This window comes from Janthinobacterium breve (genome assembly GCF_051380895.1).
Lineage (GTDB): Bacteria > Pseudomonadota > Gammaproteobacteria > Burkholderiales > Burkholderiaceae_D > Janthinobacterium.
Genome location: NZ_JBNYXY010000005.1, coordinates 417,331 through 431,715, shown reverse-complemented (window position 1 = coordinate 431,715; position 14,385 = coordinate 417,331). Strand labels below are relative to the sequence as shown.

14 protein-coding genes and 3 tRNA genes are annotated in these 14,385 nt (G+C 62.5%); 11 read left to right on the top strand and 6 right to left on the bottom strand.

The annotated features are described in order from the left end of the window. The first annotated feature begins 15 nt into the window (after nt 1-15). The 4 genes from otnK to denD are packed head-to-tail and all read left to right on the top strand — an operon-like array spanning nt 16 to nt 3,769. The gene (gene otnK / locus ACQ4W0_RS12340) at nt 16-1,317 is read left to right on the top strand and encodes a 3-oxo-tetronate kinase (protein WP_436576965.1); all 1,302 of its coding nucleotides are present in this window, start codon (nt 16-18) and stop codon (nt 1,315-1,317) included. Continuing rightward, nucleotides 1,314-1,979 carry a 3-oxo-tetronate 4-phosphate decarboxylase gene (otnC, locus tag ACQ4W0_RS12335; RefSeq protein WP_436576964.1) on the top strand — a complete coding sequence of 222 codons (666 nt, stop codon included), beginning with the start codon at nt 1,314-1,316 and terminating at the stop codon, nt 1,977-1,979. Before otnK ends, otnC begins: the two co-directional genes overlap by 4 nt. Nucleotides 1,980-1,997: 18 nt before the next feature. Further along, nucleotides 1,998-2,795 (top strand): 2-oxo-tetronate isomerase, encoded by a 798-nt coding sequence (gene otnI, locus ACQ4W0_RS12330; protein ID WP_436576963.1) that lies wholly within the window; start codon nt 1,998-2,000, stop codon nt 2,793-2,795. Beyond that, on the top strand, nt 2,792-3,769 hold the full coding sequence (gene denD / locus ACQ4W0_RS12325) for a D-erythronate dehydrogenase (protein WP_436576962.1): 978 nt from the start codon (nt 2,792-2,794) through the stop codon (nt 3,767-3,769). The genes otnI and denD overlap by 4 nt, the downstream gene beginning before the upstream one ends. Here the strand turns inward: denD and ACQ4W0_RS12320 are convergent. After that, nucleotides 3,766-4,608 carry a DUF6597 domain-containing transcriptional factor gene (locus ACQ4W0_RS12320; protein WP_436576961.1) on the bottom strand — a complete coding sequence of 281 codons (843 nt, stop codon included), beginning with the start codon at nt 4,606-4,608 and terminating at the stop codon, nt 3,766-3,768. The genes denD and ACQ4W0_RS12320 overlap by 4 nt on opposite strands. 155 nt (nt 4,609-4,763) lie before the next feature. On the opposite strand from ACQ4W0_RS12320, the gene ACQ4W0_RS12315 reads away from it, so the two are divergent. Beyond that, entirely contained in the window at nt 4,764-5,162 is a 399-nt protein-coding gene (locus ACQ4W0_RS12315) for a DUF3224 domain-containing protein (protein ID WP_436576960.1), read from the top strand. Nucleotides 5,163-5,226: 64 nt separating this feature from the next. Here the strand turns inward: ACQ4W0_RS12315 and uvrB are convergent, their stop codons facing one another. Further along, nucleotides 5,227-7,308, bottom strand: coding sequence for an excinuclease ABC subunit UvrB (gene uvrB / locus ACQ4W0_RS12310; protein WP_436576959.1), 2,082 nt, complete (start codon nt 7,306-7,308; stop codon nt 5,227-5,229). Nucleotides 7,309-7,419: 111 nt separating this feature from the next. On the opposite strand from uvrB, the gene ACQ4W0_RS12305 reads away from it, so the two are divergent. From ACQ4W0_RS12305 to ACQ4W0_RS12285, 5 genes are all read left to right on the top strand, one after another. Then, nucleotides 7,420-8,634, top strand: coding sequence for an amino acid aminotransferase (locus ACQ4W0_RS12305; RefSeq protein WP_436576958.1), 1,215 nt, complete (start codon nt 7,420-7,422; stop codon nt 8,632-8,634). A gap of 131 nt (nt 8,635-8,765) precedes the next feature. Further along, nucleotides 8,766-8,841 (top strand) — tRNA-Asn (locus ACQ4W0_RS12300). 132 nt (nt 8,842-8,973) lie between these two features. After that, a tRNA-Asn gene (locus ACQ4W0_RS12295) sits at nt 8,974-9,049 on the top strand. A gap of 125 nt (nt 9,050-9,174) precedes the next feature. Beyond that, nucleotides 9,175-9,501, top strand: a complete 327-nt coding sequence (locus ACQ4W0_RS12290) for a Dabb family protein (RefSeq protein WP_436576957.1) — start codon at nt 9,175-9,177, stop codon at nt 9,499-9,501. A 92-nt stretch (nt 9,502-9,593) separates the two neighbouring features. Next, nucleotides 9,594-9,669 (top strand) — tRNA-Asn (locus ACQ4W0_RS12285). A gap of 112 nt (nt 9,670-9,781) precedes the next feature. Here ACQ4W0_RS12285 and ACQ4W0_RS12280 read toward each other — a convergent pair. The 4 genes from ACQ4W0_RS12280 to ACQ4W0_RS12265 all read right to left on the bottom strand — a co-directional run bounded on the left by ACQ4W0_RS12280 (nt 9,782) and on the right by ACQ4W0_RS12265 (nt 13,152). Continuing rightward, nucleotides 9,782-10,753 carry an alpha/beta fold hydrolase gene (locus ACQ4W0_RS12280; protein ID WP_436576956.1) on the bottom strand — a complete coding sequence of 324 codons (972 nt, stop codon included), beginning with the start codon at nt 10,751-10,753 and terminating at the stop codon, nt 9,782-9,784. Between the two features lie 145 nt (nt 10,754-10,898). Beyond that, entirely contained in the window at nt 10,899-11,927 is a 1,029-nt protein-coding gene (locus ACQ4W0_RS12275) for a sulfotransferase family protein (protein WP_436576955.1), read from the bottom strand. Continuing rightward, entirely contained in the window at nt 11,924-12,661 is a 738-nt protein-coding gene (locus ACQ4W0_RS12270; protein ID WP_436576954.1) for an aspartyl/asparaginyl beta-hydroxylase domain-containing protein, read from the bottom strand. Before ACQ4W0_RS12270 ends, ACQ4W0_RS12275 begins: the two co-directional genes overlap by 4 nt. After that, nucleotides 12,646-13,152 (bottom strand): GNAT family N-acetyltransferase, encoded by a 507-nt coding sequence (locus ACQ4W0_RS12265; protein ID WP_436576953.1) that lies wholly within the window; start codon nt 13,150-13,152, stop codon nt 12,646-12,648. The genes ACQ4W0_RS12270 and ACQ4W0_RS12265 overlap by 16 nt, the downstream gene beginning before the upstream one ends. A gap of 157 nt (nt 13,153-13,309) precedes the next feature. On the opposite strand from ACQ4W0_RS12265, the gene ACQ4W0_RS12260 reads away from it, so the two are divergent. Then, nucleotides 13,310-14,326 carry an SAM-dependent methyltransferase gene (locus tag ACQ4W0_RS12260; RefSeq protein ID WP_436576952.1) on the top strand — a complete coding sequence of 339 codons (1,017 nt, stop codon included), beginning with the start codon at nt 13,310-13,312 and terminating at the stop codon, nt 14,324-14,326. Nucleotides 14,327-14,385 lie beyond the last annotated feature (59 nt).

The following is a 14,385-nucleotide window of genomic DNA, read 5'->3' as shown; positions in this document are numbered from 1 at the left end:
CAAGAAGGAACAATCATGACCGTACTACTGGGATGTATCGCCGACGACTTCACGGGTGGCACCGACCTGGCCGGCATGCTGGTTAAGGCCGGCATGCGCACGGTGCAATTGATCGGTGTGCCGCAAGGGCCGCCACCTGGCGACGTCGATGCCGTCGTCATCGCCCTCAAGTCGCGCACGAATGCACCTGAAGACGCGGTGGCCGAGTCGCTGGCCGCACTGGCCTGGCTGCAGCAGGCCGGAAGCCGCCAGTTCTACTTCAAGTACTGCTCCACGTTCGACTCCACGCCGCGCGGCAATATCGGTCCCGTGGCCGAGGCGTTGATGCGGGCGCTCGACACGGACTTCACGATTGCCTGTCCCGCGTTTCCCGCGAATGGCCGCACCATCTACAAGGGCAATCTGTTCGTCGGCGACGTGCCGCTGGCCGAGTCAGGCATGCGCGAGCATCCCTTGACGCCGATGACGGATTCCAACCTGGTGCGCGTGCTGCAGCAGCAGGTGCAAGCCAAGGTGGGCTTGGCCGATTTCTCCGTGGTGGAGAAGGGCGCCGCCGCCATCGCCCAGCGCTTTGCGGACTTGCGCGGCCAGGGTTGCCATTTTGCGGTCGTCGATGCCGTCTCTAACCGCGACCTGGAAGCCATCGGCGCCGCCTGCGCCGACCTGAAACTGATTACGGGCGGCTCCGGCATCGCGCTGGGACTGCCGCAGAATTTCCGCCAGCGGGGCCAGTTGTCGCCATCGCCTGCGGGACAGGCAGGGCGCTTGCCGCCGGCCTCCGGATTTCGCGCCGTGATTTCGGGCAGCTGCTCGGTGGCCACGCAGCAGCAGGTGGCGCACCTGCGCGAGAGCGCCCCGTCATTCCACGTCGACCCGCTGCAGCTTGCTGCGGGAGGCGAGGTGGTGGACGCCGTGGTGGAGCAGGCACTGGAATGGGCTGGCGCGCATCTGGCGCAAGGCCCCGTTTTGATCTATGCCACGGCCACGCCGGACGCTGTGCGCGCCGTGCAGGCGCAGCTGGGCGTGGAGCGGGCCGGTGCCCTCGTCGAGGAAGCCCTGGCCGCCATCGCGCAAGGGCTGGTGCGCCTCGGTGTGGGCCAGCTGATCGTCGCCGGCGGCGAAACCTCGGGCGCCGTCGTCAAGGCGCTGGGCGTGGCGGGTTTGCGCATCGGGCCAGAGATCGACCCCGGCGTACCCTGGACGCAAGCCTTGTCGGCGCCGGGCGACGATGGCATGGCGCCCTTGGCACTGGCCCTTAAGTCCGGTAATTTCGGCACGGTCGATTTCTTCAGCAAGGCCTGGCAGGTGCTGGCATGAGTACCGCTGCGTTTCACACTTCTCCGGAAGAGATGCGCCAGCGCGAGCAGATCGTCGATTTTGGCAAGTCCCTGTTCGAGCGGGGCTTGACGGCGGGCAGCAGCGGCAACCTGAGCGTGCGCCTGTCCGACGGCTGGCTGCTCACGCCCACGAATGCCAGCCTGGGGCGGCTCGATCCCGCCCAGCTGTCCAAGCTGGACTGGGACGGCAAGTTGCTCAGCGGTGCGCCGCCGTCAAAAGAGGCGTTTTTGCACCGCGCCATGTACCAGGAACGGGGCAGCGCCGGCGCCATCGTGCATTTGCACTCGACGCATTCGGCGGCCGTGTCCTGCATGTGCGGCCTGAATCATGACGATTGCATCCCGCCGCTCACGCCATATTTTGTGATGAAGGTGGGGCGCTTGCCGCTCGTGCCATATCACCGTCCGGGCGACCCGGCGCTGGCCGGCGCCATTGGCGCCATGGCGCGCAAGCACTCGGCCGTGCTGCTGGCCAACCACGGTCCCGTGGTCTCGGGTGCCAGCCTGGAAGCGGCCGTGTACGCCGCCGAAGAACTGGAAGAGACGGCCAAGCTGTTCCTGCTGCTGCGCGATGTACCCACGCGCCCGCTCGATGCGGAACAGATCGCGGACCTGAAACACACATTCAAACTCGACATATAAGAAATCCAGGAGATACGCATGCCCCGCTTTGCCGCCAATCTGACCATGATGTTCAATGAAGTGCCTTTCCCGCAGCGCTTTGCCGCCGCCGCGCAAGCGGGCTTCCAGGGCGTCGAATTCCTGTTTCCTTACGATTACGCGCCGCAGGAGGTAGCTGGCTGGCTGCGCGAGCACGGCTTGCAGAATGTGCTGTTCAACCTGCCGCCGGGCGACTGGGCGGCCGGCGAACGGGGCACCGCCTCGCTGCCGGGCCGCGAAGCGGAGTTCCGCGCCGGCGTGACGCGTGGCATCGAGTATGCGCTGGCACTGGGCACGCCACGCGTACACATGATGGCGGGCCTGCTGCCCGTCGGCGCCGATATCGAACTGCACCGCGCCACCTACCTGGCTAATTTGAAGTACGCGGCGAAGGCCGTGGGCGAGAATGGCATTGAACTCTTGATCGAACCGATCAACGGACGCGACATGCCCGGCTACTTCCTCGTCACGCAGGCGCAGGGCCACGTGCTGCGGCTGGAATCGGGCGCGCCCAACGTCAAGGTGCAGATGGATTTTTATCACACGCAGATCGTCGAGGGCGATATCGCCATGACGTTCAGGAACAACTTCGACGGCATCGGCCACGTGCAGATCGCCAGCGTCCCTGCCCGCAATGAACCGGATGATGGCGAAGTCAATTACCCGTATTTATTCAGGCTGCTCGATGAGCTGGGCTACGAGGGCTGGATCGGCTGCGAATACCGTCCGCGCGGACGCACCGAGGATGGCCTGGGCTGGCTCGCCGCCTACAACAACAAGCAAGGAGAACTGAAATGAAAGTACTGATCACCGGCGGCGCCGGTTTCCTGGGACAGCGCCTGGCGCGCCAGTTGCTGGCGCAAGGCCAGTTGACGGACAGCCAGGGCCAATTGCAAACGATCAGCGAGTTGGTGCTGGTCGACGTGGTGGCCGCGCATGACTTCAATGATGCGCGCGTCAAGGTGGTCACGGGCGATATCGCTGATGGTGCCCTGATGCGCGCCACCCTCGATGCGCAGACGGCGTCCGTCTTTCACCTGGCCGCCATCGTCAGCGGTCATGCAGAAGCCGATTTTGAACTGGGCATGCGCATCAACCTCGATGCGTCGCGCCTGCTGCTCGATATCTGCCGCGAACTGGGGCACAAGCCGAAGGTCGTGTTTACCAGCTCCGTGGCCGTGTATGGTGGCAAGCTACCGGACGTGGTGCAGGATACGACGGCCCTGAATCCCCAGTCGTCGTACGGCGCGCAAAAGGCCATCGGTGAATTGCTGCTCAACGACTACAGCCGCCGCGGCTTCGTCGACGGGCGCGTGCTGCGCCTGCCGACCATCAGCGTGCGTCCCGGCAAACCGAACAAGGCGGCGTCCTCGTTCGCCAGCGGCATCATCCGCGAACCGTTGAATGGTGAAGCGGCCATCTGCCCCGTGGCCACCGATCTGCGTCTGTGGCTGCTGTCGCCGCGCGGAGCCATCGCCTCCCTGATCGCCGGCCACGAACTGGCGGGCGAGATGTTTGGCGCGAGCCGCACGGTGAACTTGCCGGGTTTGAGCGTCAGCGTTGGCGAGATGATCGCCGCGCTGGAGCAAGTTGCTGGCGCGGACGTTGTGGCCCGCATCAGCTACGCGCCGGACCCTGCCGTCGAGCGCATCGTGAAGAGCTGGCCCGGCGCCTGGGACACGGCCCGCGCCGAAGCGCTGGGCCTGACGGCGGATGCAGATTTCGCCAGCATCATCCGTGCCTACATGGACGACGTCAACGCGGCTGCTTAGGCTGACTTGGGCAGCTGCGAGCGGCGATAGTCGAGCGGTGTGCTGCCCACCAGTTCCGCAAACCTGCGGCTGAAATGGGCCTGGTCAAAAAAGCCCAGTTCATGCGCCAGGCTGGCCAGGTCGGGCGCATCGGGCTGCGCCAGGCGCCAGATCGCCTCTTGCAGGCGGTAGCGCTGGATGACCCATTTCGGCGGCACGCCCACGTAGTTGGCGAACAGGCGCTGCAGATGGCGTTCGCCGATGGCCATGTGTTCGCACAGTTGCTCCACGCTCGTGGGACCGTGGTGGGCCGCCGCCGCCGCAGTCAGGCGGGCGGCCAGCAGGGCCTTGTCGTCAACCTGCGGCAGCCTTGGCAGCAGCAGTGCCTGTGCCTGCGCCACCATGGCCAGATCGTCGGACTCGCCTAACACCCGCGCCTCGGCCTGCGCTGCCGGCATGCCCAGCAGCGCATCAGCGGCGATGGTGGTGTCGGTGAAGGTTGACAGTGGCTGCGTGATGAACGGGCGCAGGCCGCCTGGCGCGAAACGCACGCCCAATACTTTGCCTGCGCCGATCAAAGTCCTGTCAAAGGCGCCGCGCACCACGCCATGAATGGCGCTGCGTCCGGCATCGAAAACCAGGTGGGCGTTCGGGTAGGGCAGCACGCGCTGCGTCTCCGCTGCGCAGCCCCGCCTGTCCCATTCGACCACCCAGCAATACTCGACGAACGGCGCCAGCGCGGCGGCCGGCGGATAGGTCGCCAGGCGTATCCGGCGCGCCGCCGCCTGCGGATCGACGATGCCCTTCGGCGCTTGCCCGCGCGCGTCGAGCAGATTGGCCGGGCTGTCGGCTTTATCCAATATTTGTCTCCTGCACGGCCTTAAGCTGGCCCTCTCGCATTGATCGGAAGGGAATCATGAAATCACACAGTTTGTCGGGCCTGATGCTGGCCGCATGTTGTCTATTATCGGTAGCGCCAGCCGGCGCCGCCTCGTCTACAGAAGGAGATCATCGCATGCACGCGCACGCTACGGGAAGTTTTAGCATCACCATGGCGCCGGCCACGCCGCCGCAACGCGCGGGGCGCACGACCTTGGGAAGGGTGCTGCTTGACAAGGTGTATGCGGGCGACCTTGTCGCCACTGCCACGGGGCAGATGCTCAACGCCGTGACCGACACCAAAGGCGCGGCCGGCTATGTCGCCATGGAAGCCATCACGGGCGTCCTGCAGGGAAAAGAGGGCAGCTTCGTGGCCCAGCATTTCGGCACGATGGCCGACGGCAGGCAGGAGCTGAGCATCGTCATCGTGCCGTATTCCGGCACGGGGCAGTTGACGGGCATCAGCGGCACCCTGGCCATCCGCATTGAAAACGGCCAGCATTTCTACGACATCGACTATTCGTTGCCGGAGTAAGCTTCAAGACAGGGCGCCGGATGGCGCCCTGCCTGCGGCCTTGCCTTATTTTCCCAGCTTGTTTTCACAGTATCGACGCCACATTGTCCGTGCCCGGCGCGCCGAACAGCTGCTGCTTGAGGAGGTGCAACTGGTCGCGCACCTGCGCCGCCTTTTCGAACTCCAGATTCTTGGCGTGGTCGACCATCAGTTTTTCCAGGCGCTTGATTTCCTTGCTGACCTGTTTTTCGCTCATGGCTTCGAACTTCGCCGCTTCCTGCGCCACTTGCAGGTTGTCGCGCGCTTCCTGCGGGCTGTAGACGCCGTCGATCATTTCGCGGATCGATTTCTTGACGCCGATCGGGATGATGTTGTTGGCCGTATTGAAGGCGATCTGCTTGGCGCGGCGGCGTTCCGTCTCGTCGATGGCGCGGCGCATGGAGTCCGTGATGCGGTCGCCGTACAGGATCGCCGTGCCGTTCAGGTTACGTGCGGCGCGACCGATGGTCTGGATCAGGCTGCGCTCGGAGCGCAAGAAGCCTTCCTTGTCCGCGTCGAGGATGGCGACCAGCGACACTTCCGGCAAGTCCAGGCCCTCGCGCAGCAGGTTGATCCCCACCAAGACGTCGAAGGTGCCCAGGCGCAGGTCGCGCAGGATTTCCACGCGTTCCACCGTTTCGATATCGCTGTGCAGGTAGCGCACCTTGATGCCATGGTCGCCCAGATATTCCGTCAATTGCTCCGACATGCGCTTGGTGAGAGTGGTCACCAGCACGCGCTCGTCCTTCTTGATGCGGTCGACGATTTCCGACATCAGGTCGTCCACCTGGGTGCTGGCGGGGCGCACGATGATCTGCGGGTCGACCAGGCCCGTGGGGCGCACCACCTGTTCGACCACCTGGTCCGAATGGTTCCTTTCGTAGTCGCCCGGCGTGGCCGAGACGAACACGGTCTGGCGCATCTTCTGCTCGAATTCCTCGAATTTCAAGGGCCGGTTGTCGAGCGCCGACGGCAGGCGGAAGCCATAGTCGACCAGGTTCGTCTTGCGCGAGCGGTCGCCGTTGTACATGGCGCTGAGCTGGCCCGTCAGCACGTGTGATTCGTCGAGGAACATCAATGCGTCGGGCGGCAGGTAGTCGACCAGGGTGGGCGGCGGTTCGCCCGGCAGCGCACCGGACAGGTGGCGCGAATAGTTCTCGATGCCCTTGGTGAAGCCGATTTCGGCCATCATTTCCAGGTCGAAGCGCGTGCGCTGTTCCAGGCGCTGCTCTTCGATCAGCTTGTTTTCCTTGCGGAAGAAATCCAGGCGCTCGCGCAGTTCGTCCTTGATGGTTTCCACGGCGCGCAGCACGGTGGAGCGGGGCGTCACGTAGTGCGAACCCGGGTACACGGTGAAACGGGGGATTTTTTGCCGCACGCGGCCCGTCAGCGGGTCGAACAGCTGGATCGATTCGATCTCGTCGTCGAACATTTCCAGGCGCACGGCCAGTTCCGCATGTTCGGCGGGGAAGATGTCGATGGTATCGCCGCGCACGCGGAAAGTGCCGCGGCCGAAGTCGACTTCGTTGCGCGTGTACTGCATCTGGATCAGGCGCGCGATGACGTCGCGCTGGCTGACCCTGTCTTTTACGCGCAACGTCAAAATCATCTGGTGGTATTCGTTCGGGTTACCGATACCGTAGATGGCCGAGACGGTGGCGACGATGATGACATCTCGCCGTTCCATCAGCGACTTGGTGCACGACAGTCGCATCTGCTCGATATGCTCGTTGATCGACGAGTCCTTTTCGATGAACAGGTCGCGCTGCGGCACGTAGGCTTCCGGCTGGTAGTAATCGTAGTAGCTGACGAAGTATTCGACCGCATTTTGCGGGAAAAAGTCGCGGAACTCGCTGTACAGCTGCGCCGCCAGCGTCTTGTTGGGCGCGAAGACGATGGCGGGCCGGCCCATGCGCGCGATGACGTTGGCCATGGTGTAGGTCTTGCCGGAACCGGTCACGCCCAGCAGGGTCTGGAAGGCCAGACCATCGGCGATGCCCTCGGATAATTGGGCGATCGCCGCCGGCTGATCGCCGGCCGGAGAGAAGGGCTGGTGCAGCTTGAAGGGGGAGTCCGGGAAAGAGATAATTGCGCTTTCCGCCTCGCTGGCGGTAGATAATTCGGGCATGTGAATCAGACCTTTGTTAGAATAGTGCTCTGCTGGCGGCCCTGGCGTTGTATTCGGGGCGCTGTCTACAACTCCGCTGTGAACCTGCTTCCAATCGAATCCAATCTTATCATGACGAACCCAACTGTTTCTGCCAGTCTGTTTAGCGCCATCGAGATGGCCCCACGCGACCCGATCCTGGGCATCACCGAAGCATTTAACGCGGACCAGAATCCCGCCAAAATCAATCTGGGCGTTGGCGTCTATTATGACGACAACGGTAAAGTGCCTCTGTTAGCTTGCGTACGCAAGGCAGAAGCCATCCTGATCGAACAGGGCACGCCACGCACCTATCTGCCGATCGAAGGCCTGGCTGCCTACGACAAGGCGGTGCAAGAACTCGTATTTGGCGCCGATAGCGCCGTTATTCAAGAGCGCCGCGCCATCACCGTGCAAGCCATCGGCGGCACGGGCGCATTGAAGATCGGTGCCGACTTCCTGCAGCGCTTCGCGCCGGGCGCACAAGTCTACATCAGCGACCCGAGCTGGGAAAACCACCGCGCGCTGTTCGAGAACGCCGGTTTCGTCGTGAATAACTACACGTATTACGATGCTGCCACCCATGGCGTGAACTTCGACGGCATGCTGGCCAGCCTGAACGCCATGCCAGCCGGCTCCATCGTCGTGCTGCACGCCTGCTGCCACAACCCGACCGGCGCCGACCTGAGCGTGGTCCAGTGGGACCAGATCATCAGCGTGGTCACGTCGCGCGGCCTGGTGCCGTTCCTGGACATGGCTTACCAGGGCTTTGCCAACGGCATCACCGAAGATGGCGCCGTGGTGCGCCGCTTTGCCGACGCGGGCGGCCCGCTGCTGGTATCGAACTCGTTCTCGAAATCGTTCTCGCTGTACGGCGAGCGCGTGGGCGCCCTGAGCGTCGTCGCTGCCAGCGCCGATGAGGCGGCCCGTCTGCTGTCGCAGCTGAAGCGCGTCGTGCGCACCAACTACTCGAACCCGCCTACGCATGGCGGCAAAGTGGTCGCCACCGTGCTGGCCACGCCGGAACTGCGCCAGTTGTGGGAAGAGGAACTGGCCGGCATGCGCGTGCGCATCCGTGAAATGCGCAATGCCTTCGTGGAAAAACTGAAGGCCAAGGCGCCAGGTCACGACTTCGAATTCGTGCGCCAGCAAATCGGCATGTTCTCGTACTCGGGCCTGACCAAGGAGCAAGTGGCGACCCTGCGCGAGCAATCGATCTACGCCGTCGACACGGGCCGTATCTGCGTGGCAGCGTTGAATTCGCGCAATATCGACATCGTTATTGACGCGATCGCCAAAGTGCTTTAAGATATTGCTTCTTCGGCGCTGCATGCAAGTGTGGCGCTGATGGCAGTGGAAAGTCGGCGATGGTCGTGTTTGTCAAGATGTGGTTTGAGTCTTGCAAATGCGAAACAAGCGACATATAATATTGCCTCTTTTCCCTGATAGCTCAGTTGGTAGAGCGACGGACTGTTAATCCGCAGGTCCCTGGTTCGAGTCCAGGTCGGGGAGCCAGAATTCGAAAGGCCACGTTGAAAAACGTGGCCTTTTTTGTTTTTTGCCACAGGTGCGAATGGTGGAAAAAGTAGAATTTCCCTATGGGAATCTGGACATCTGAATACTTGCCCTATATAATACGGCCTCTTTTCCCTGATAGCTCAGTTGGTAGAGCGACGGACTGTTAATCCGCAGGTCCCTGGTTCGAGTCCAGGTCGGGGAGCCAGAATTCGAAAGGCCATGTTGAAAAACATGGCCTTTTTTGTTTTTCGCCGTAGCTAGCAGGGCTTGTGCCTGTGCGTAATCGCGTTTTGCGCTATCCTGAATGCATCACTTCAGGAGCACCTTCCCATGACTTGTACCTCCGCCTTGCGCCACATTGTCCTGTGCGACTTTCTCGATGGCATCACCTCCGCCAAGCATGCTGAACTCGTGTATGAGTTCTCCCAATTGAAACAGCGCATTCCCGGCGTGCGGCAATTTGAATGGGGGCCGAATGTCAGCCCGGAAGGACTCGATGATGGCTTTACCGATTGCTTTACCCTGACCTTCGACGATGCCGGCGCGCGCGACGTGTATCTGAGCCATCCGGCCCACCTGGCCTTCGTCGAGCAACTCAAGCCATGGCTGGGTCGCGTGCTGGTATTTGATTACTACCCGCAAGAGCAGCCCGGCTGACCATCGGGCCAGGTGCAGCAGGGAAAATACACCTTTTTCGGGGGGGGGGATCTGGACATCGCAAAATTTACCCTATAGAATGCGGCCTCTTTTCCCTGATAGCTCAGTTGGTAGAGCGACGGACTGTTAATCCGCAGGTCCCTGGTTCGAGTCCAGGTCGGGGAGCCAGAACACCAGTAGCAAAAAGCCCAGCCTTTAACGGTTGGGCTTTTTGCGTTTCTGGGCCGGTTCCTTGCCTAGGTTTGCTTACAACAGCGGGTTTTTGAAGTGCCGGGTGTTTCTACTTGCCTGATTGAATCGTTTCCAGGACCTTGATGATGGCATCTTGAAATTTTTCAGGTTCATCCTGGTGTATCTGATGTCCGGAATGCTCAAACAAGAAGAACCCCTTGCTTGGCGCTTGCAACTTGTCAAAATAATCTGTTGTGATGTTGGTGGCGGTTTGAATATCGTCTTTGCCTACGAAGAAATACACGGGGCAGTCAACTTTTTTCAAGGTCTTGGGCAAGTCTATATTCATTACCTGGTTCCACACAGGCGACCAGATTTTTGACCATTGAAGAAAGCCCGCCTTAAAACCATCGCTGGTCGCGAATGCCTTGCCATCCTTGTAAAAAAGCCACTTTCTCAAGTAGAACAGGTCTTCATCCCGTTGAAAAGGAATGTTGACCTTGTTCAGTTCCTGGCTGGCGACGGCATTGTCCTTGAAATGCAGTTTCAAGGTTTTCAGCAATTCTTTCTCGCTTTCCAGCTGGCTCACGACAGGATTGGAGGCGAAATAGGCATGCAGCAGTTCCGGGTGATTCTGGACGATATAAAAGCCCAGGACGTTGCCCCAGGAACTGCCCAGCAAGTATATTTTTTCCTGCTTTAACTCCTTGCGCAGAAATTGTATGACTTGATACGTGTCCTTCTCCATTTGCTCGACGGACGGCTGCGTGGGTGAAGGATTCAATTTCAATGTTTTTCCCGCGTCCCGCTGGTCCCATTGCACAATCGTAAATCTGCTTTTCAGGCTATTCGTGAAGGCATCCGCGCCTTTGATCATGGAGCTTCCCGGGCCGCCCGATAAAAACAGCAGGATGGGTTTGCTCGCGTCGTCTGTCTTGATTTCCACCACCTGCTGTATGCCGCCGATGTCGGGTGTCAGGGTGGTGGTGACTTCAGTCGAAACGGCTTGCGCTTCCGGCATGGTTTGCGCCTGGCATCCGTAGAAGGGAATCAGGGCTGTAAAGAATACTGCCAATGTCATTTTTTTTATCATGGTATGGGGGTCAGTTTCAGCTTGCTTGCAAGGGGCGTGCATTGCGCGCCGCAGTTGAACAGCTAATTGAACAGCTATCTATTGCATGGTCTCCATCGGGTACGTCGATATGCCTCCTTGTCAGAGTTTGGTTTCATGGAAATTGGCCTTGCCCGGCATGCAGTCGCAACGCTTCCAGTGCCTGATAGCCGGGCTGGATCTGCGCGGCGATGGCCGCCAGACCGCTTGCCGCGGCCACGGGCGGATCGCCGTGGAAGGCCGTGCCATATTTCGCATGCACGCCGCCGCGCGCGTGCATCGCTTGTAACTGCCCGGCCGTGGGGGCGATGCCGAAGCGGGGCAGCAAGTCGCTGAACAGGATGTCAGGCAATTGCTTGTAGTTGATTAACTGCAACTGGCCGGCAGCGGCGTGGGGTAGGGCTGCGTTGAACAGGCTGGCCAGCACCAGGCCCGCATAGCCGTCGAGATCGCCGGGTGCCAGCTGGTGCGTGGGCAGCGGCAGTTGGGCCGGGTGCAGCATGTCGGGCACCATTTGCGGGCCGCGCTGGCGCTGGTGCGAGGTCAGCACGGCCAGCGGTTCGCGGTAGACGAACAGGCAGGGCGTGCCGGGAAATGCTTGCCGCAGCAAATCCAGGCTGTGGATGTGCCAGCAGTCGAACTTGATGACAAAGTGCGTCTCCGCGCCGGAGCGGCGCTGGCCCAGGGCCAGGATGGCCTGGCGCAGCAGGGCGACGCTGGCGGCCCCGTCGCCGCTGTCGTGATGCAGGCGCAGCAGCGAGTCGATGACGGGCGGCTCGGACTGGACTATGCATTGCGGCAACGATGCCAGCAGTTGGCTCAGCAGGGTCGAGCCGCAGCGCGAGACGTGGAAGATGAAGGCGTCGGGCGTCAGGCCATCGGCAAGGCTCGCCAGTGCCGCCAGCGGCGTGCGGCAGACGCGGCGCAGCTCATGCGGCTGGCGCGCCAGCGTATTGACAAAGAAGGCGTCGCTGAAAGGCATTTTCCCCAGTTCGCGCCAGCACATGGCGGCGTCAGCCAGTGTGCCGCCGCGTTCCACGTACAGTGGATACCAGCCGCGCAAGTCCATGCCCTCGTGCCATGCCACCGTCTCGCCCCTGGCCAGCAAACGTTCTTGTTGGGCAATGCCTGGCGCGGCGCTCACGCTGCGCACCCATCGGCCAGTGCCGCCAGTTCGCTGGCCAGCGCCAGGCTGGCAGGCGAGGGGGACAGCCGCAGCTGGGCGATGACCTGGCGCACATTGCCATCGTTGATGCTGGGGTCCCCATACTTGTGGGGTGCTTTCGGCACGAAGCCGGCCTTGGCGAACAGCGCTTCGAGCCAGGCGTTGGTGACGCAGTCCAGCACGAGATGGATGCGCGGCGTCGTGCCCTGGTTGTGCACCGCGTGCAGGCAGCTGGCATCCATGTACCAGGCGTGGCCGGCCGTGAAATGCACAGTCTCGCCATCAATGCTGAACAGTACCTGCGGCGAGGTGTGGATGGGGATGTGGATGCGCGTCAAGCCATCCTGTAATGCCATTTTTGCATCGCGGTGTGCATGGATGAGGGCGCCGGGCGCCAGCGCCAGCAGGCGCGCGGCGCGGATTTCGCATTCGAAACTGGCGAGCGCCTCGCTCAGGCTGTGGCAGCGCGCCAGTTGCGGCGTGGCGGCGTAGGCGCCGTCGTCGATGGGCATGATGTGGCCCGCCTGGCCGCCGACCGAGCGCAGCGGCACGCAGCTCCAGCCATGGTCATAGGCGCCCGTATTGAAATGGCTGATCCACTCGTCAGCGGCGAACTGGTCGCTGTCGCGCTGCATGCGCGCCACGTCAAAGCGCAGTGGCAGCTGCAGCCAGGTGCTGGGCGCGTCGGGCGCCGGCACTATGGCGCGCTCCACGCCAGTTGCTCCTGCACCTCGTTTTCCCCGCGCAGGCGAAAGCCCAGCCGCTGGTACAGTGCGCGCGCGGCGGCGTTGCTTTTGTTGACGGCAAGGTGGATATGCCATTGCTGCGCGCCCGCTTGCGCCTGCAGGCCGCGCAGCACGGCGCTGCCGGCGCCCTGGCCTTGCGCCGACGGCAGGATGGCGATATCGACCAGGTGCAGCACCTTGTCCTGGCTGTCGAGGATCAGGCGGCCGATGGGGGTGTCGCCGTGCTGCAGCACCAGGTAGGCCGCGTGCGGATACGCCTGGCGATAGCCCTGGCTTTGCATGCGGCGCTGCATGGCGATCAGCTGTTCGATGACGGCGGGGTCGGCCGGCACCTGGCGCAAGTCGTCGCGTGTGGCGCTGTACAGCGCGGCGGCGAAGTCATCATCGTCGTCGCGCTGGACGCGCAACTGGTAGGGGACGGGCAGGCTGGCGAGGGCGGAAAGCGGCAAGGCGTGCATCGGTGCTCCGGTAGGTCGTTGCGGATGGTGGTGGATGGTGGCAAATGGGCAGGCGTCTGTTTGTTTGCTATGCTGCCAAGTTTTCCGCGTACTTGCAATCTTTTCAAGGAGGCCGCATGTATTCTGTCTTTATCGCCCTGCGCCAGCGGGGCTGTGCATGACGCCGGCACAAGCGGGACTGGCCGCCATTGCGGCCGCCCTGTGCGATCCGCAGCGCTCGCTGGCAAGCCTGGTTGGCGAAACGGTGCAGCTGCGCCAGCTCGTCGAACGCCATTCGCGCCTGTCCATGGATCGTCAGGATGGCTTGCGCGATGGCGAAAGCTTCCTGCCCAGCGGCTGGGCCATCTCGCCCGTGCAGGCGGGCCTGTGCGCGCGCGAACCGTACCGTAGCGCCGCCTTCATCCAGGGCCTGGCGCTGGCCGTGCGCGAGCAACTGGACGTGAGCGGCGGGCGGCCCGTGCGCGTGTTGTATGCGGGCTGCGGGCCGTTTGCCTTGCTGGCCTTGCCTGTGATGGCGGTGCTGAGCGCGACCCAGGTGCAGTTTGCCATCCTCGACGTACACGCCGAGACGCTGGCCTATGCGCGCGACCTGATCGCACGGCTGGGCCTGGACAGCCATGTGACGCAATACATTTGCGCCGACGCGGCCGCCTACCGCATTCCTGCCGCTGCCATGCCGGACGTGATCATCAGCGAAACCATGAATACGGCGCTGGGCAAGGAGCCGCAGGTGGCCATCCTGCGCAATCTGCACGCGCAGGCGCCTGCGGCGGCGCTGCTGCCGGCGGCCGTCACCGTGCACCTGGGCCTGGATCGGCGCGCGCCGGATGAGCCGTGCACCGACTGGGGCCGCGTGTTTGCCCTCGATGCGGACGCCTTGTGCGCCTGGCAGCATGAACAGGGTGATAGCCTGCCTGCCGCCAGCATCCGCCTGCCCGATGTGCTGGAGCAGGCGCCGCGATTGCTGACGCGCATCCGCGTGCATGGCGACATTGTCCTGGGCGACCATCATTGCAGCCTGAACTTGCCCCTGCCTCTGCCGGGCAAGCCTAGCCTGGCCGGCGGCAGCGTGCTCGATTTCCACTACCGCCTGGGCAACAAGCCGGGATTGGCGTTTTGCCTGCGCAAAACGCCTGAATCCATACAGGAATTGCACAAGGCAGATTCTCAGTAGTAATCTCAGTAGTAATACTCCATTGGCAAACAATTTATTTATGTAGGATAATGTGGAAC